Here is a 14,419-nt window from a genome sequence, read left to right as displayed (position 1 = left end):
AGGCGGGCGCCCGGGTGGGCGCCCGCCTTCGCAGGGTGGGGTCAGACCGCCGTCAGGGCGGCCTCAGCCTCCAGCGTCGCGGCGGTGGCGTTGATCACGGCGGCCACGCGCAGCGCCTCCTGGACGTGCTCACGCGGCATGCCCGCGCCCCGCAGCACCTGCTCGTGCGACTCCAGGCAACGACCGCAGCCGTTGATCGCGGAGACCGCCAGGCACCACAGCTCGAAGTCCGTCTTGTCCACGCCCGGGTTGCCGATCACGGTCATCCGGAGCCTGGCCGGCAGCGTCGCGTACGTCTCGTCGCCGATCAGGTGGGTGGCGCGGTAGTAGACGTTGTTCATCGCCATGATCGACGCGGCCGCCTTGGCGGCGGTGAACGCCTCGGCCGACAGGTGGCCGGCGGCGTCCTGCGAGACCTCGGCGATGACCCGCGCCGACCTGGTGGCCAGGGCGCACGCCAGGACCGCCCCCCAGAGCTGCTGGTCGGTCAGCGACGAGGTGGTCGTGACCGAGCCCAGGTTGAGCCTGGTGTCCTTGGCGTAGTCGGGCAGGAGTGACTTCAGGTTGTCGATGCTCACTGAGCAAGCAGCTTCTGCGCGTCGAGGCCGGCCTCGCCCTTCTTCCAGTTGCACGGGCACAGCTCGTCGGACTGCAGGGCGTCGAGGACCCGCAGGACCTCCTTGACGTTGCGGCCCACGGAACCGGCGGTCACCATCGAGAACTGGATCTCGTTGTTCTGGTCGACGATGAACGTGGCGCGCTGGGCGACGCCGTCCTGGCCGAGCACGCCACAGGACTCCGACAGCTCGCGCTTGATGTCGCTCAGCATCGGGAAGGGCAGGTCGCGCAGGTCGTCGTGGTTCTTGCGCCAGGCGTGGTGCACGAACTCGGAGTCGACGGAGACGCCGAGGACCTGGGCGTCACGGTCGGCGAACTCGCCGTTCAGCCGGCCGAACTCGGCGATCTCGGTCGGACAGACGAACGTGAAGTCCTTCGGCCAGAAGAACACCACGCGCCACTTGCCCTCGTAGGTCTTGTGGTTGATCTCAGCGAACGCCTTGTCGGGGTCGAGGTCGACGCAGGCAGTGAGTTCGTACTCGGGAAAGCGGTCACCGACGGTGAGCAAGTCCTTCTCCTTTGGAGGAAGTGCGGGTCAGGGCACCTACGTTGCCCCACCTACCATTGATTCGAGAAATCGAGCAGTCTCACCAATCTGAGAGGTGATTCCTATCAGTGAACCCATGCCCACCCTCGCTCAGCTGCGTTCTTTCCTGGCCGTGGCCGAGCATTTGCACTTCAGGGAGGCGGCGACCGCACTGAAGATGAGCCAACCCACCCTCTCCGGAAATATCGCCTCATTGGAGGAGATATTGGACACACAACTCCTCGAACGCACCACCCGGAAGGTGCTGCTCACCGCGACGGGCGAGCGCGTCGCCGAGCACGCCTGGCGGGTGCTGGCCGCGGTCGAGGACCTGATGGGCGAGGCCGCCCAGAACCGCGAGCCGTTCAGCGGCCCGGCCCACCTCGGCGTGATCCCCACCGTGGCGCCGTACGTGCTGCCCGCGCTGCTGCCCATGTTCGCCCAGCGGTTCCCGCACCTGAAGCTGACCGTGCACGAGGCCAAGACGGACACGATCCTTGAGGAGGTCCGCGAGGGGCGGCTCGACCTGGTGCTGCTCGCCCTGCCGACGGAGGTGGGCGGCCTGGTGGAGGCGCCGCTGTACGACGAGGACTTCCTGTTGGCCCTCCCCCACGACCATCCCCTGGCCGCCGACCCCGCGCCGCTGGACCGCGACGTGCTCAAGGGCCTGGACATCGTGCTCCTCAACCAGGGCCACTGCCTGCGCGAGCAGGCCATCGACGTGTGCCGCGAGGTGGGCGCGCGGGCGACCGCGACCACGTACGCGACCAGCCTGCCGACGCTGGTGCAGCTCGTGGCCGGGGGCCTCGGGGTGACGCTGCTGCCGGAGTCGGCGGTGCCGGTGGAGACGGGCAAGCGCGTACGCCTGGCGCTGCGCCGCTTCGCAGCCCCGGCCCCGGGCCGTACGATCGGCCTGGCCTACCGCGCCTCCTCGGCCCGCACCCCCGAGTACGCCCAGCTCGCCGAGGCCATCCGCACCGCCATTCGCCAGCGCAGGCTCCCGGTCAAACTCATCTCGTGAACGGGATCAACGGGGGACGAGGTGGAAGAAGGAGCCGTCGGCGGGAGTGAGGGCGGGGTCGGAGAGCTCGTCCAGGCGGGCGGTCGCCTCCGGCGGGAGGGTGAGGTCGAAGGCGGCCAGGTTCTCCCGCAGTTGCCCCACCGAACGCGGCCCGAGCAACACCGACGTGACACCCGTACGGCTCGCGACCCAGGCCAGCGCGACCGCGGCGGGGTCGGCCCCCAGACCGGACGCGACCTCGGCCAGCCCCTCGGCGACGGCCAGGTTGCGGTCGTTGAGCAGCGACTCGGCCCAGCGGGTCGCGCCGGGCATCGCGGCGCCGAGCAGGCGGCCCATGCGGCTGTCGGGGTCGGGGAGCTCGCCGCGCCGGTAGCGGCCGGTCAGGACGCCGCCGCCGAGCGCGCCGTACACGACCGCGCCGAGGCCCAGGCGGCGGCAGGCGGGCAGGATCTCGGCCTCGACGACCCGCTGGATCAGCGAGTACTGCGGTTGCAGGCTCACGAACGGCGTGCCGCCCACGCGCTCGGCGGCCCACTGCGACTCGACGAGCTGGGCGGCGGTGAAGTTGGAGCAGCCGAGGTAGCGCACCTTGCCCGAGCGTACGAAGCCGTCGAGGGTGGCCATCGTCTCCTCGATCGGCGTGTCCGGGTCCCACTGGTGGCACTGGTAGAGGTCGATGTAGTCGGTGCCGAGGCGGCGCAGGCTCGCCTCCAGGGCGCGGGTGAGATGCCGCCTGGACAGGCCGCGCCCCTCGGGGCCGACCGGCATGGCCCCCTTGGTGGCCAGCACCACCCACTCGCGCCTGCCGCGCAGCGCCCGGCCGACGATCTCCTCGGTCTCGCCGCGGTGGTAGAGGTCGGCGGTGTCGATGAAGTTGCCGCCCGCGTCGAGGTAGGCGTCGATGACGCGGCCCGCCTCGGTCTCGTCGCCGGCGGCCAGGCCGTACCCGGTGCCGAAGTTCATGGTGCCGAGGCACGCGCGGGAGACGCGCAACCCGGAACGGCCCATGGTCTGGAAGTGCACGAAAGCCCCTAGAATCGGAATGATTGTTCCGCTTGAATGCCACGAACGATACGGAACCGATGTTCCGGATGTCAACGCGAGGATGTCGACGTGCGGGATGTCGACGTGAGGGATGTCGACGTGAGGAGGGGCCCATGCGTGCCGACGCCGCGCGCAACCGCGTCCGCGTGCTGGAGGCGGCCGAGGTCGTGCTGGCCCGCGACGGACTGGACGCGTCGATGCGCGAGATCGCCGCGCTGGCGGGAGTGGGCGTGGGGACGATCTACCGCCAGTTCCCCACCAAGGAGGCGCTCTACCAGGCGATCGTGGCGGCCCGGCAGGAACGGCTGGCCGAGATGGCCGAGGAGCTGGCCGGCGCGTACGACGCCGGAGCCGCCCTCTTCGGGTTCTTCGACCGCATCGTGGCCGACTCGACGGTCAAGAAGATGCTCGTGGACGCCCTGGCCAGCGCCGGCATCGACGCCAAGGCGGGCGCGCCCGACATCAGGGGCGCGATCGGCACCCTGCTGGTACGCGCCCAGGAGTCCGGAGCGGTGCGGGCGGACGTGGGCATGGCGGAGCTGGTGGCCCTGCTCAGCGCCGCCTGTCTGGCGGCCCAGCACCACAACTGGAGCGACGACCTGCGGGTCAGGACCCTCGCCGTGATGTTCGACGGCCTGCGCCGGGCTACCCCTGCGACAGGCGCTTGAGCCGGGTCACCGCCTCGTCGATGACCTCGTCCTTCTTGCAGAACGCGAACCGGACGAAGTGGCTCCCGCGTTCGGGATGGTCGTAGAAGACCTGCGTCGGGATGGCCACCACTCCGGCCAGCTCGGGCAGGCGCCGGGTGAACTCCAGGCCGTCCTCGAAGCCGAGCGGCCGGATGTCGGTCTGCACGAAGTACGTGCCCGAGGGCCTGAGCACCTCGAAGCCCGCCGCGGCCAGGCCGTCCATCAGCCGGTCGCGCTTGTCCTGAAGCCCGGCGCGCAGCGCGGCCACCCACTCCAGCTCGGTGCGCAGCCCGTAGGCCACGGCGAGCTGCCAGGGCGCGCTCGCGGTGAAGGTGAGGAACTGCTTGACCGTCGAGACCGCCCGGACCAGCTCGGGCGGCGCGCACACCCAGCCGGTCTTCCAGCCCGTGACCGAGAACGTCTTGCCCGCCGAGGAGATCATGACCGTGCGCTCGCGCATGCCGGGCAGCGTGGCCAGCGGGACGTGCTCGACGCCGTCGAAGGTGAGGTGCTCGTAGACCTCGTCGGTGATCGCGATCAGGCCGTGCTCCTGGCACAGCTCGGCGATGACCGTCAGCTCGTCCCTGGTGAAGACCGTGCCCGTCGGGTTGTGCGGCGAGTTGACCAGGATCGCCCGGGTACGCGGCGTGACGGCCGCGCGCAGCTCGTCGGGATCGAAGGTGAAACGGCCGTTCACCGGTCGCAGCGTCACCGCCGCCAGCCGGGCCTGGGCCAGCGCGATCGAGGCCGCGTAGGAGTCGTAGTACGGCTCGAACGCGATCACCTCGTCCCCCGGCTCGCACAACGCCAGGACGCTCGCCGCGATGGCCTCGGTGGCGCCCACGGTGACCAGCACCTCGCCCGCCGGGTCGTAGTCGAGCCGGTACTGGGCCATCCGGTGCTCCGAGACCGCCTGCCGGAGCTCCAGCACCCCCGGCCCCGGCGGGTACTGGTTGGCGCCCGAGGTGATCGCCTGCACCGCGCGGTCGAGCATGGCGGCCGGCCCGTCGGTGTCGGGGAAGCCCTGTCCGAGGTTGATGGCCCCGGTCTGCACGGCGAGCGCGCTCATCTCGGCGAAAATCGTGGTGCCGAAGGCGCGCATCCTGCTAACAAGTGGTTCGGTCACGTCCCCACACTATTAGTCTCGTCCCGTGATCATCCGGGTCGTGCTAGCCCTCGCCCTGAGTGTGCCCCTCGTCATGCGGGACGCGCCCCCCTCCGTCGAGGCCGGGACCTGTCCCGTCGCCGTGCCGGAGCACACGGTCTGCGGGTTCCTGCGGGTTCCCGAGCGCCGCGACGCGCCGGACAGGACGGTCGAGGTCGGCTACGCCGTCCACACCTCGACGGCGCCCGGCCGCCGGCCCGACCCGATCGTCTACATGGGCGGCGGGCCCGCGTCCTCGTCGCTCCAGCTCACCGGGTTCCTGAGCCAGATGTTCCCCGACCGCGACGTGGTGGCGATCGAGCAGCGCGGCGCGAAGTACTCCCGTCCGGTGCTGGGCTGCCCCGAGACGGCCGAGGCGATGCTCGGACGGCTGCGCAGGCCGCCCGCCGACGTCGCCGCGGCGGCCCGGCGCTGCCGCGCCCGTCTCCAGGAGCAGGGCATCGACCTGCGGGGCTACAACACCAAGGAGATCGCGGCCGACGTGGTCGCCTTACGCCGGGCGCTCGGCTACCCGTCCTGGAACCTGTTCGGCGTCAGCTACTCCACCCGCGTCATGGCGGACGTCGCCGCCGCCGACCCCGGCGGCGTGCGGTCGGTGGTGCTGGACTCGTTCCTGCCCGAGTCCGTGGCCTGGTACGACGACGCCGACCGGAACCTGCGCGACACCCTGGCCGCGCTCGGCGCGGGTGACGCCTTCGAGCGGATGGTGTCCAGGCTCAACCGCTCCCCCGCCCGGGTGCCGACCACCGATCCGCTGCTCGGCAGGCCGTTCACGGCGACGATGTCCGGCGACGACGTCGCCACGGTCCTCGCCGAGGCGCTGCACGAGGCCGACGTGTCGGCCGTGGCGCCCGCGCTGGTCGGCGGCCTGGCCGAGGGGCACGACGAGCTGCTGCGGCCGCCGGCCGACGCGGTGGGGCAGGCGCTGGTGTCGCACGAGTTCGGGCTGTACCACGCGGTGCAGTGCCAGGATGAGGTGCCGTTCAACAGCTACGCCACCAGGTCCCGGCTTTTCACCGTAAATGCGGATAAAGCGGTGTGTGATACCTGGCAGCTCCCCCGGTCCACCCCTGTGAACGCCGTACCCAAGGCCCCCGTCTACGTCGTCGGCGGCGAGCAGGACCCCACCACGCCCGCGCGGACCGCCGGCCCCGCCGCCAGGGCCATCCCCGGCGCCCGCTTCGAGACCTTCCGCGGCAGCCACGCCGTCTTCCTCACCAGCGCCTGCGCCAGGAAGCGCATCGCCGAGTTCGTCGAGGCCCCCGCCCGCCTCTGGCCGAAGCCCTGCGAGCCCGACCCGGCCCAGCCCCCGACGCTCCGGCTCGCCGACACGCACGTCACCGGGGCGCCGTACCAGATCTCGCTCGCGCCCTGGCTGGCCGCGCCCTTCGCGCTGTTCCTGCTCGTCTCGCTGGTCCAGTTCGCCGCCGGCGCGCTGCGCGGCCGGACGGTCAGCGCGTACGCCGGGCTGGCCGGCGTGGCGTTCGCCGGGCTGACCGGCCAGGCCGTCTACGGTATGGCCAGCAGGAACGAGACGGCCCTGGCCGTCGGCGTCCCCGGCACGGTCGGCCTGTACACATGGCTCGCGGCGGCCTCGGCCGTGCTGAGTGTCGCGGCCCTGTTCCACGCACGGCGGTGGCCGCAGATCGCGGCGGCGGTCACCGGCGCCGGTTTCCTCGTATGGTGGTGCACCTGGTTCCTGTGACGCGCATCCGTGAGCTGGACGCCCTCCGCGGCTTCGCGGTGGGCGGCATCATGCTGGTCAACACCTGGCAACACGCGAGCCACGAGCCCTACACCGGCATCGACCGGGCCGTCGAGGCGCTGTTCCAGAGCCGCTTCTACCCGATCTTCTCGCTGCTGTTCGGCATCAGCTTCGTGTTGTTCCTCGACCGCTCCGGCAGCCGCTGGGCTCTGGTGCGCCGGCTGGCCTGGCTGATGTGCTTCGGCCTGCTCCAGCACACCTTCTACGAGGGCGAGGTGCTGACCGACTACGCCCTGTACGGCCTGGTGGTCCTGCTGCCCGCCTCCTTCCTGCCGGGCGGCCTGCCGGTGCTCGTCCTGGGGATCGTGGCGACCGGCTGGGCGACCTGGCACGGCGCGGGCCCCTCGCTCATCCCCGGCCTGTTCCTGGTCGGCATGGGGCTGATGCGGCTGCGTCCGCCGCGCAGCCTGCTGCCGCCCGTGTTCGCGGTCTCGGCGCTGGCCTCCGCGGCGCTGACCGCCGTCTGGGCCGGCCTCGGCGACACGCCGGGGGCGGGCGACTGGACGGTCTACAGCGTGGCCGCGCTGACCGGGGCGGCGGCGTACACGAGCGGGCTGCTGCTGGTCCTGCGGCCGTGGTTGTCGGCGCTGCTGGAGCCGCTGGGCCGGATGGCGCTGACCAACTACGTCACGGGCACGGCGGTGATCGCGCTGTGCACGACGCCGCTGAAGAGCGATCCCACCCGCTGGGCGGTGCTCGCGGTGGCGCTGACGACGGTGGTGGCGCAGACGTTGTTCAGCGGGTGGTGGCTGACCAGATTCCGTTACGGACCACTTGAATGGATCTGGCGATGCCTGACCTGGTTTCGACTGGTGCCCAACCGGTTAGAGTCGCCCCGTGACCACAATCGCCCTCTGCCAGATTCCGGTCTCTCCTGACCCGTCCACCAACCTCAAGAGGGCCCGGGAGGCGCTGGCCCGCGCCGAGGGCGCCGACCTGGCGATCTTCCCCGAGGCCACGCTCACCCGTTACGGCAGGCGCGTCACCGACCTGGCCGAGCCGCTGGACGGGCCGTTCGTGTCCGGGCTGGCGGAGGCGGCCCGCGCCCACGGCCTGGCGGTGATCGCCGGCGTGTTCGAGCCGGGTGAGGGCCCGGCCGGCGCCAAGGTGCACAACACGGCCGTGGCGATCGACGCGGAGGGCACGGTCAGGGCCGCGTACCGGAAGATCCACCTGTTCGACTCCTTCGGCTCGAAGGAGTCCGAGATCGTCGCGCCGGGCGCCGAGCCGACTGTCGTGGAGCTGGCCGGGCTGCGCGTCGGGCTGATCACCTGCTACGACATCCGCTTCCCTGAGCTGGCCAGGGCCCTGGTCGACAAGGGCGCCGAGCTGTTCGCGGTGATCGCCGCCTGGGGGTCCGGCCCGCTGAAGGAGGACCACTGGGTCACGCTGGTCCGCGCGCGGGCCCTGGAGAACACGATGTGGACCGCGGCCGTCGGCCAGGCGCCCAACCCGGAGGAGTCGAAGGACGGGTTCGGCGTGGGCCGCAGCATGCTGGTCGACCCCCTCGGCGTGGTACGGGCCGACCTCGGCACCGGACCCGGCGTCCAGCTCGTCCACCTCGACGCCGAATGGACGGCCACCGCCAGGTCCATGCTCCCGTGCCTGGATCACCGGGTGCTCAAGGGTCAACCGACCGTAAAGTAGAGGCATGAGTGGAACGCAGATGCAGAAGGTCGTCCCACCGCGTCTGCTCGTGCCATATCTGTCGGGCAAGCGCACGGTGATCTCCGGTTACGTCTACCGGGTCCAGGACTGCGTCCGGCTGACCACGCCGGCGACCCTCTACCACGGTCTCGACCTGTCCTACGACGGCTCCGAGCTGTTCCCCGAGGTCCCCGAGCTCTACGTCATGCGCTGGCACGCCCGCGACGTCGACACCTACGCCGTGCCCTACGGCCCGCACATGGGAGGTGACTGGAGCGACGTGCCACCGTTCGCCGGCAACGGGTTCACCACCTCGCCCGACCACGTGGTGCCGCAGTTCCACACCGTTCCGATGCCGATCCCGGCGGGCGCGGAGATCGTCCACGTCACCGACGAGGGCGAACGGCCCTTCGCCGGCTACGACGGCCTGACCTGGCGGCCCGCCGCATGAGCGAGGAGATCACGCCGGTCGCCTCCGGCTTCGTGGCCCGCTTCGGCGAGCGTACGCTGCCGGCCGCGCTCGGCCCCGACAACGACCAGGTGGTGCTGTTCAGCGAGGTGGAGCTCGACGGCTTCGAGGCCGCCTCGGGCTACTGGCGGCGGGTGGTGGCCAGGTCGCAGGTGGAGTGGCTGGTGCTGATCCGCACCGTCGGCGCCTTCGGCGGCGAGCCGTGCATCGTGCTCGACGAGGACGACGACGGCCTGCACATCGCCTACACCGGCCACAGCGGGATGAAGGCCGAGGCGCTCGGCTACTGGATGGTCGACCACGGCGCGTACGAGGTCGTCGTGCCGCGCGAGGAGGTCTTCTCCATCCGCGTCGAGCGCATCCCCGTGCCGTAGCCGCCCGAGGCCGTCGCCGCTATCCCAGGTTCCGGTAGCGGGCCAGGCGGGCGGTCAGGCGGTCGGCCGGGCTCTCCTCCAGCAGCTTGGCGATCTCGTACTCCAGCGCCCGCCCCACCCGCTCGCAGAACTGCCTGGGCTCGTACGCGGCGTCGGGCAGCTCGGGGATCACCCGGTCGACGATGCCGTCGCGGCGCAGGTCGGTGGCCCGGATGCGCTGCGCCTGGGCGATCTCGGGGGCGAAGTCGACCGACCGGTACAGGATGGCCGAGGCGCCCTCCGGCGGCAGCGGCGACAACCAGGCGTGCTGCGCGCACAACACCCGGTCGGCCGGCAGCAGCGCCAGCGCCGCCCCGCCCGCGCCCTCGCCGAGCAGCAGGCAGACGGTCGGGGCGTCGAGGGTGACCAGCTCGGCCAGGCAGCGGGCGATCTCGGCGGCCAGCCCGCCCTCCTCGGCCGACTTCGACAGGTCGGCGCCCGCGGTGTCGACCACGGTGACCAGCGGCAACCCCAGCTCGGCCGCCAGGCGCATGCCGCGCCTGGCCACCCTGAGCCCGGCCGGGCCGAGCGGCGAACGCTGACGCTGCCTGCGCCGGTCCTGGCCGAGCACCACGGCGGGCGCGGCCCCGAACCTGGCCAGGGCCAGCACGAGGCCGGGCTCGTTCTCGCCGGCGCCGCTGCCGCTGAGCGGCGTCACGTCGGTGGCGGCGAGCTTGAGCAGCGTACGCACGCCCGGACGGTCGTCGCGACGCGAGCGGGTGATCGCCTCCCACGGCTCGACGGGCCGCAGGTCCTCCACGGGCGGCTCGCCCGCCTCGACGCCGGTGTGGCCGCCGCACAACACCGCGAGGGCCCTGATCGCCACCCTGCGGGCGTCGTCGGCCGACACGACGGCGTCGACCAGGCCGTGGTCGTAGAAGTTCTCGGCCACCTGGACGCCCTCGGGAAAGGGGTAGCCGTGCAGCGCCTCGAACACCCGCGGCCCGAGGAAGCCGATCAGCGCCCCCGGCTCGGCCGCCGTGACGTGCCCGAGCGACCCCCAGGAGGCCAGCACCCCGCCCGTCGTCGGGTGGCGCAGGTACACGACGTACGGCAGCCCGGCGGCGCGGTGTTCCTGGACCGCGACGGTGATCCGGACCATCTGGACGAACGCCAGCGCGCCCTCCTGCATCCGCGTGCCGCCCGAGGCGGGCGCGGCCAGCAGCGGCAGCCGCTCGCGGGTGGCGCGCTCGATCGCGGCGGCGATGCGGGTGGCCGCGGCGACCCCGACCGATCCGGCCATGAAGGAGAACTCGCAGACCACGACGGCGACCCTGCGGCCGTCGAGCAGCCCCTCACCGGTGATCACCGACTCGTCGTAGCCGGACTTCACGCGGGCCGCCGCCAGCTCCTCGGCATAGGGGGAGCCGGGCTCCGCCGGATCGGCGGGCGGCGCGTCCCACGATTTCCACGACCCCCTGTCGAGGACCGCTTCGATCAGTGTGCGCGCGTCCGGACGGCTCACTATCGCTCCTAACGATCAACCGATGATGCCATGGTGACGCACGAGGGTACAGGCCGGGGCCGGGAATTGCCGATCATCGCTCGCGCTCTTCGAGCCAGGCGAGCACGGCCTCGCCGTCCTGGCCGAGCGCGGGGGGCGCGGTGTGCTCGGGCGCGGGCAGGCCGTCGAAGCGCAACGGCGGCCCCGGCAGCTCGATCCTGCCGAGTACGGGATGGTCCACCTCGACCAGCAGGCCCTGGGAACGGGTCTGGTCCCAGGCGTAGACCTCGTCGATCGACCTGATCGCGCCCGCGGGCACGCCGGCCTCGCCCAGCCTGGCCAGCCAGTGGGCGCGGTCGTGGTCGGCCAGGGCCTTCTCCATGTCGGCGATCAGCTCGTCCCGGTGTGCGAATCTCTGCCTGTTGGTCGCATATTTCGCCACATCAGGGTCAATGTCGAGTAGCTTGGCGACCTTCTTCCACTGGCCCTCGTTCGCCACGGCGATCTGCAGCATGCCGTCGGCGCAGTGGAAGGCGCCGTAGGGGGCGATGGAGGCGTGGTGGTTGCCGTTGGCGCCGGGCACCTGGCCGCCGACCGTCCAGGCGGTGCCGTGGTAGGAGTGGACGCCGGTGACCGCGGCCAGCAGGGACGTGCGCACCACCCGGCCGCGGCCGGTGCGCTCGCGCTCGTACAGGGCCGCCGCCACGCCGTACGCGCCGTGGATGCCGGCCAGCAGGTCGGCGATCGAGGCCCCCACCCGGTACGGCTCCTCGCGCGAGGGCCCGGTCAGCGACATCAGCCCCGCCTCGCCCTGGGCGATCTGGTCGTAGCCCGGCCGACCGCCCTCGGGCCCGTCGTGGCCGAACCCGGTGATCGACAGGACGACCAGGCGCGGGTTGAGCTCGTGGAGGCGTTCGACGGGGAAGCCGAGCCGGTCGAGCACGCCGGTGCGGAAGTTCTCGATCAGCACGTCGCTCCGGCGGACGAGGCGTTCGATGAGCCGCTTGCCCTCGGCGGACTTGAGGTCGACCGCGATGGACTGCTTGTTGCGGTTTGCCGCAAGGAAATAGGTCGAAATATCGTGATCAGGCCCGACGAAGGGCGGGCCCCAGCCGCGCGACTCGTCACCCCCGTCCGGATGCTCCACCTTGATCACCCGTGCGCCCAGGTCGCCGAGCATCTGCGCGGCGTGCGGCCCCGCGAGGGCCCTGGACAGATCGAGGACGACGACGTCGCCGAGGGGTCCGAGCAAGATCAACCTCCAGCTTGCGTTGGGCCGGAAGAATATTCTCTCAGGCGGCCTTCCCCCATCACCTACCCTGGTCCGATGAATTCCCTGGCCCGCCGCATCCAGGCCCTGCCGCCCTCCTGCGGGCCCGTCCGCCTGGTGGCCGTGGACGGGCCGGCGGGTTCGGGCAAGACCACCTTCGCGGGCCGGCTCGGCGCGGCGCTGCGCTGCCAGGTGATCCACAGCGACGACTTCCCCGTCCACTGGGACGACGGCCCCGGCACCTGGTTCCACCTGCTGGACGAGCAGGTCCTGCAACCGCTCCGGCACGGCCGTCCCGCCGGTTTCCGCAGGTACGACTGGGTGCGCGAGCGCTACACCGACCACGTCGAGGTGCGGGCGGCGCCCGTCCTGATCGTGGAGGGCGTCGGCACCGCCCGCCGCTCGGCCGCCCACCTGCTGGCCTTCACCGTCTGGGTTGAGGCGCCCGAGTCCGTACGGCTGCGGCGCGTCCTCGACCGCGACGGCCCGGAGCTCGAACCCCGCTGGCGGCAGTGGTTCGCCGCCGAACGGGCCTGGTTCGCCGCCGACCGCACCCGCGAACGCGCGGATCTCGTCGTCGGAACGTGAACCTGGCCGCCCTCCCGCCCGACTGAGCACGGTGACGGAAGGACGACATGACCGATGAGCTGCTCGTCGTACGCGCCCAACTGGGCGAGCGCGCGGCGATCGCCGAACTCGTACACCGCTGGCACACCCCTGTCCGGACCTACGCGCGGCGCATGCTGGACGCCGAACGCGCCGACGACGTCACCCAGGAGATCTGGGTGGCCGTCGTACGCGGACTGCCCCGGCTGCGCACCCCCGGCCGGTTCGCGCCCTGGCTGTTCACCATCGCCCGCCGGGCGGTCACCGACCGCCTGCGCGGCGAGTACGCGCGGGCGGAGAGCGCGGGCGGCCCCGAGCCGGTCACGGACGACCCGGTCGAGGCCGTCGTGGACCGCGCCGGCCTGATCTCCGCCCTGTCCGCCCTGCCCCTTCCCGAACGGGAGATCCTCGTCCTGCACTACCTGGAAGACCTTCCGGTCGAGGAGTGCGCCCAGATCTGCGGCATCCCGGCGGGCACCGTCAAGTCCCGGCTGAGCCGTGCCCGCCGCCTCCTGCGCGACCACCTGAAGGAGATCGACCATGACCGATGAGCCGCGTCTCACCGCCGACGAGATCATCCAGCGCCTCGAAGCGACGTTGTCGCCGTGGCGGCGCGTACGCGCCCTCACCGCCCTGCTCGCGGGCGCCGCCGGGGCGGTCTTCGTGTCCGCCCTGTGGTGGACCGAGCCCGGCCCGCTGCCCGGCCGCACCCAGCTCGCCTTCGCCGCCTTCACCGCGTTCTGCCTGGCCTGGGCCTGCTACGGGGCCTGGCTGAGCACCCGCGGGACGCCGCTGTTCGCCCGCGACCGGGTGATCGCCGGCTGGATCGCCCTGGCCGCCGCCCTGCTCACCACCGCGCTCGTCGCCACCGTGGCCGCGGGCGCGCTGGTGTTCGGGCTCGCCTTCGTCGTGGTGGCCGCCGTCCTGACCGTACGGGCGCACACGACGCGGGCGCGGCTGCTGCGGCTCAAGCGGGATCTAGGTGGGTGACGTCGTTGAACGCCACCACCTCGAACCCCCCGCCGGCCGCCCGCCAGACCGACACCGACGCGTTGAGCACCGGCGCGAACCGCAGGACGTCGGCCAGGTCGGCGTCGTCCCGCCCGGCCACGACGTGCCGTAGCCCCAGCACCACCGAGTCGTGGGCGACGATCAGCACCCGCCGCCCGTCGGCCGGCTCGCGCAGCCCGGCCAGGAAGTCCTTGAGCCGGACCACCACGTCGCCCAGCGACTCCCCGCCGGGCGGCCGGTAGGCGTAGGGCCCCTCGGCCCGCATCCGCGCCACCTCGCCGGGGAATCGTTCGCCGATCGCGGCCAGGTTGTAGGGCGCGAACGCGCCCGACTCCTGGTCCCTGAGCCGCTCGTCCACGGTCACCGGCAGCGGCCCGCCGCCCCAGGTCTCCTGGGCGGTCCGCCAGGTCTCCAGCGCCCGCAGGTACGGCGAGCACCACACCACCTCGGGCGTCTCGTGGGCGGGCAGCCCGGCCAGCAACCGGCCGAGCGCCCGCGCCTGGAGCAGGCCGAGACCGGTCAGCGACACCTCGTGGTCGCCCCGCTCGTAGACCAGCGGCCGGTCACCCGCCTCCGCGTGGGCGAGGTTGGCCTGGCTCTCCCCGTGGCGTACCGCCATGATCCGCGTCGGTCCCATGCCTGCCATCCTGACATCGGGAACGTGCGGACGGGACGGCGTACCGCACGGACGGTCTCCCTTCACCGCGCACGGCATACAGGGTGCCGTCGCG

The 14,419-nt window shown here is 72.2% G+C and carries 17 protein-coding genes; 10 read left to right on the top strand and 7 right to left on the bottom strand.

Annotated elements, in window-relative coordinates; all coding sequences use genetic code 11:
* Window positions 1–41 precede the first annotated feature (41 nt).
* Together IEZ27_RS05610 and IEZ27_RS05605 are read right to left on the bottom strand one after the other, a co-directional pair.
* Complete coding sequence (locus IEZ27_RS05610; RefSeq protein ID WP_189646225.1) at window positions 42–578, bottom strand: carboxymuconolactone decarboxylase family protein; 537 nt, start codon at window positions 576–578, stop codon at window positions 42–44.
* On the bottom strand, window positions 575–1,126 hold the full coding sequence (locus IEZ27_RS05605) for a peroxiredoxin (protein WP_189646224.1): 552 nt from the start codon (window positions 1,124–1,126) through the stop codon (window positions 575–577). The genes IEZ27_RS05610 and IEZ27_RS05605 overlap by 4 nt, the downstream gene beginning before the upstream one ends.
* A gap of 115 nt (window positions 1,127–1,241) precedes the next feature.
* On the opposite strand from IEZ27_RS05605, the gene IEZ27_RS05600 reads away from it, so the two are divergent.
* Window positions 1,242–2,165 carry a LysR substrate-binding domain-containing protein gene (locus IEZ27_RS05600; RefSeq protein ID WP_229823343.1) on the top strand — a complete coding sequence of 308 codons (924 nt, stop codon included), beginning with the start codon at window positions 1,242–1,244 and terminating at the stop codon, window positions 2,163–2,165.
* Between the two features lie 6 nt (window positions 2,166–2,171).
* Here the strand turns inward: IEZ27_RS05600 and IEZ27_RS05595 are convergent, their stop codons facing one another.
* Complete coding sequence (locus IEZ27_RS05595) at window positions 2,172–3,188, bottom strand: aldo/keto reductase (RefSeq protein ID WP_189646222.1); 1,017 nt, start codon at window positions 3,186–3,188, stop codon at window positions 2,172–2,174.
* A gap of 134 nt (window positions 3,189–3,322) precedes the next feature.
* Here IEZ27_RS05595 and IEZ27_RS05590 point away from each other — a divergent pair, with 134 nt between their 5' ends.
* Window positions 3,323–3,877, top strand: coding sequence for a TetR/AcrR family transcriptional regulator (locus IEZ27_RS05590; RefSeq protein ID WP_229823342.1), 555 nt, complete (start codon window positions 3,323–3,325; stop codon window positions 3,875–3,877).
* On the opposite strand, the gene IEZ27_RS05585 is transcribed toward IEZ27_RS05590, so the two are convergent.
* On the bottom strand, window positions 3,855–5,024 hold the full coding sequence (locus tag IEZ27_RS05585; protein ID WP_189646220.1) for a pyridoxal phosphate-dependent aminotransferase: 1,170 nt from the start codon (window positions 5,022–5,024) through the stop codon (window positions 3,855–3,857). The two genes, IEZ27_RS05590 and IEZ27_RS05585, sit on opposite strands and share 23 nt — an antisense overlap.
* 40 nt (window positions 5,025–5,064) lie before the next feature.
* Between IEZ27_RS05585 and IEZ27_RS05580 the strand changes: the two genes are divergently transcribed.
* The 5 genes from IEZ27_RS05580 to IEZ27_RS05560 are packed head-to-tail and all read left to right on the top strand — an operon-like array spanning window position 5,065 to window position 9,318.
* Window positions 5,065–6,768, top strand: a complete 1,704-nt coding sequence (locus tag IEZ27_RS05580; protein WP_189646219.1) for an alpha/beta hydrolase — start codon at window positions 5,065–5,067, stop codon at window positions 6,766–6,768.
* Window positions 6,765–7,706 carry a DUF418 domain-containing protein gene (locus tag IEZ27_RS05575; protein WP_189646218.1) on the top strand — a complete coding sequence of 314 codons (942 nt, stop codon included), beginning with the start codon at window positions 6,765–6,767 and terminating at the stop codon, window positions 7,704–7,706. The genes IEZ27_RS05580 and IEZ27_RS05575 overlap by 4 nt, the downstream gene beginning before the upstream one ends.
* Complete coding sequence (locus IEZ27_RS05570; protein ID WP_189646217.1) at window positions 7,666–8,475, top strand: carbon-nitrogen hydrolase family protein; 810 nt, start codon at window positions 7,666–7,668, stop codon at window positions 8,473–8,475. Before IEZ27_RS05575 ends, IEZ27_RS05570 begins: the two co-directional genes overlap by 41 nt.
* 4 nt (window positions 8,476–8,479) lie before the next feature.
* Window positions 8,480–8,926: a hypothetical protein gene (locus tag IEZ27_RS05565; protein WP_229823340.1), complete on the top strand. Its 447-nt coding sequence runs from the start codon at window positions 8,480–8,482 to the stop codon at window positions 8,924–8,926.
* The gene (locus IEZ27_RS05560; protein WP_125634966.1) at window positions 8,923–9,318 is read left to right on the top strand and encodes a hypothetical protein; all 396 of its coding nucleotides are present in this window, start codon (window positions 8,923–8,925) and stop codon (window positions 9,316–9,318) included. The genes IEZ27_RS05565 and IEZ27_RS05560 overlap by 4 nt, the downstream gene beginning before the upstream one ends.
* Window positions 9,319–9,337: 19 nt before the next feature.
* On the opposite strand, the gene IEZ27_RS05555 is transcribed toward IEZ27_RS05560, so the two are convergent.
* Window positions 9,338–10,822, bottom strand: coding sequence for a carboxyl transferase domain-containing protein (locus IEZ27_RS05555; protein ID WP_189646216.1), 1,485 nt, complete (start codon window positions 10,820–10,822; stop codon window positions 9,338–9,340).
* 73 nt (window positions 10,823–10,895) lie between these two features.
* Complete coding sequence (locus IEZ27_RS05550) at window positions 10,896–12,053, bottom strand: CaiB/BaiF CoA transferase family protein (RefSeq protein ID WP_189646215.1); 1,158 nt, start codon at window positions 12,051–12,053, stop codon at window positions 10,896–10,898.
* A gap of 75 nt (window positions 12,054–12,128) precedes the next feature.
* Here IEZ27_RS05550 and IEZ27_RS05545 point away from each other — a divergent pair, with 75 nt between their 5' ends.
* Genes IEZ27_RS05545 through IEZ27_RS05535 form a run of 3 tightly spaced genes read left to right on the top strand, consistent with a single transcriptional unit; the run spans window position 12,129 to window position 13,667 of the window.
* Window positions 12,129–12,659, top strand: a complete 531-nt coding sequence (locus tag IEZ27_RS05545) for a uridine kinase family protein (RefSeq protein WP_189646214.1) — start codon at window positions 12,129–12,131, stop codon at window positions 12,657–12,659.
* Window positions 12,660–12,706: 47 nt separating this feature from the next.
* Window positions 12,707–13,228 (top strand): RNA polymerase sigma factor, encoded by a 522-nt coding sequence (locus IEZ27_RS05540; protein ID WP_189646213.1) that lies wholly within the window; start codon window positions 12,707–12,709, stop codon window positions 13,226–13,228.
* The gene (locus IEZ27_RS05535; protein ID WP_189646212.1) at window positions 13,218–13,667 is read left to right on the top strand and encodes a hypothetical protein; all 450 of its coding nucleotides are present in this window, start codon (window positions 13,218–13,220) and stop codon (window positions 13,665–13,667) included. Before IEZ27_RS05540 ends, IEZ27_RS05535 begins: the two co-directional genes overlap by 11 nt.
* Here the strand turns inward: IEZ27_RS05535 and IEZ27_RS05530 are convergent.
* Complete coding sequence (locus IEZ27_RS05530; protein WP_189646211.1) at window positions 13,645–14,325, bottom strand: histidine phosphatase family protein; 681 nt, start codon at window positions 14,323–14,325, stop codon at window positions 13,645–13,647. The two genes, IEZ27_RS05535 and IEZ27_RS05530, sit on opposite strands and share 23 nt — an antisense overlap.
* Window positions 14,326–14,419: the final 94 nt, after the last annotated feature.

It is taken from the genome of Nonomuraea spiralis, from assembly GCF_014648435.1.
GTDB classification, from domain to species: Bacteria; Actinomycetota; Actinomycetes; order Streptosporangiales; family Streptosporangiaceae; genus Nonomuraea; species Nonomuraea spiralis.
This window is presented reverse-complemented; position numbering and strand designations above follow the sequence as displayed.

Excerpts from the sequence above, each read along its gene's own strand:
- IEZ27_RS05600 (WP_229823343.1), top strand. The coding sequence starts at position 1,242 with ATGCCCACCCTCGCTCAGCTGCGTTCTTTCCTGGCCGTGGCCGAGCAT.
- IEZ27_RS05590 (WP_229823342.1), top strand. The coding sequence starts at position 3,323 with ATGCGTGCCGACGCCGCGCGCAACCGCGTCCGCGTGCTGGAGGCGGCC.
- IEZ27_RS05535 (WP_189646212.1), top strand. The coding sequence starts at position 13,218 with ATGACCGATGAGCCGCGTCTCACCGCCGACGAGATCATCCAGCGCCTC.
- IEZ27_RS05530 (WP_189646211.1), bottom strand. The coding sequence starts at position 14,325 with ATGGGACCGACGCGGATCATGGCGGTACGCCACGGGGAGAGCCAGGCC.
- IEZ27_RS05565 (WP_229823340.1), top strand. The coding sequence starts at position 8,480 with ATGAGTGGAACGCAGATGCAGAAGGTCGTCCCACCGCGTCTGCTCGTG.
- IEZ27_RS05545 (WP_189646214.1), top strand. The coding sequence starts at position 12,129 with ATGAATTCCCTGGCCCGCCGCATCCAGGCCCTGCCGCCCTCCTGCGGG.
- IEZ27_RS05540 (WP_189646213.1), top strand. The coding sequence starts at position 12,707 with ATGACCGATGAGCTGCTCGTCGTACGCGCCCAACTGGGCGAGCGCGCG.
- IEZ27_RS05560 (WP_125634966.1), top strand. The coding sequence starts at position 8,923 with ATGAGCGAGGAGATCACGCCGGTCGCCTCCGGCTTCGTGGCCCGCTTC.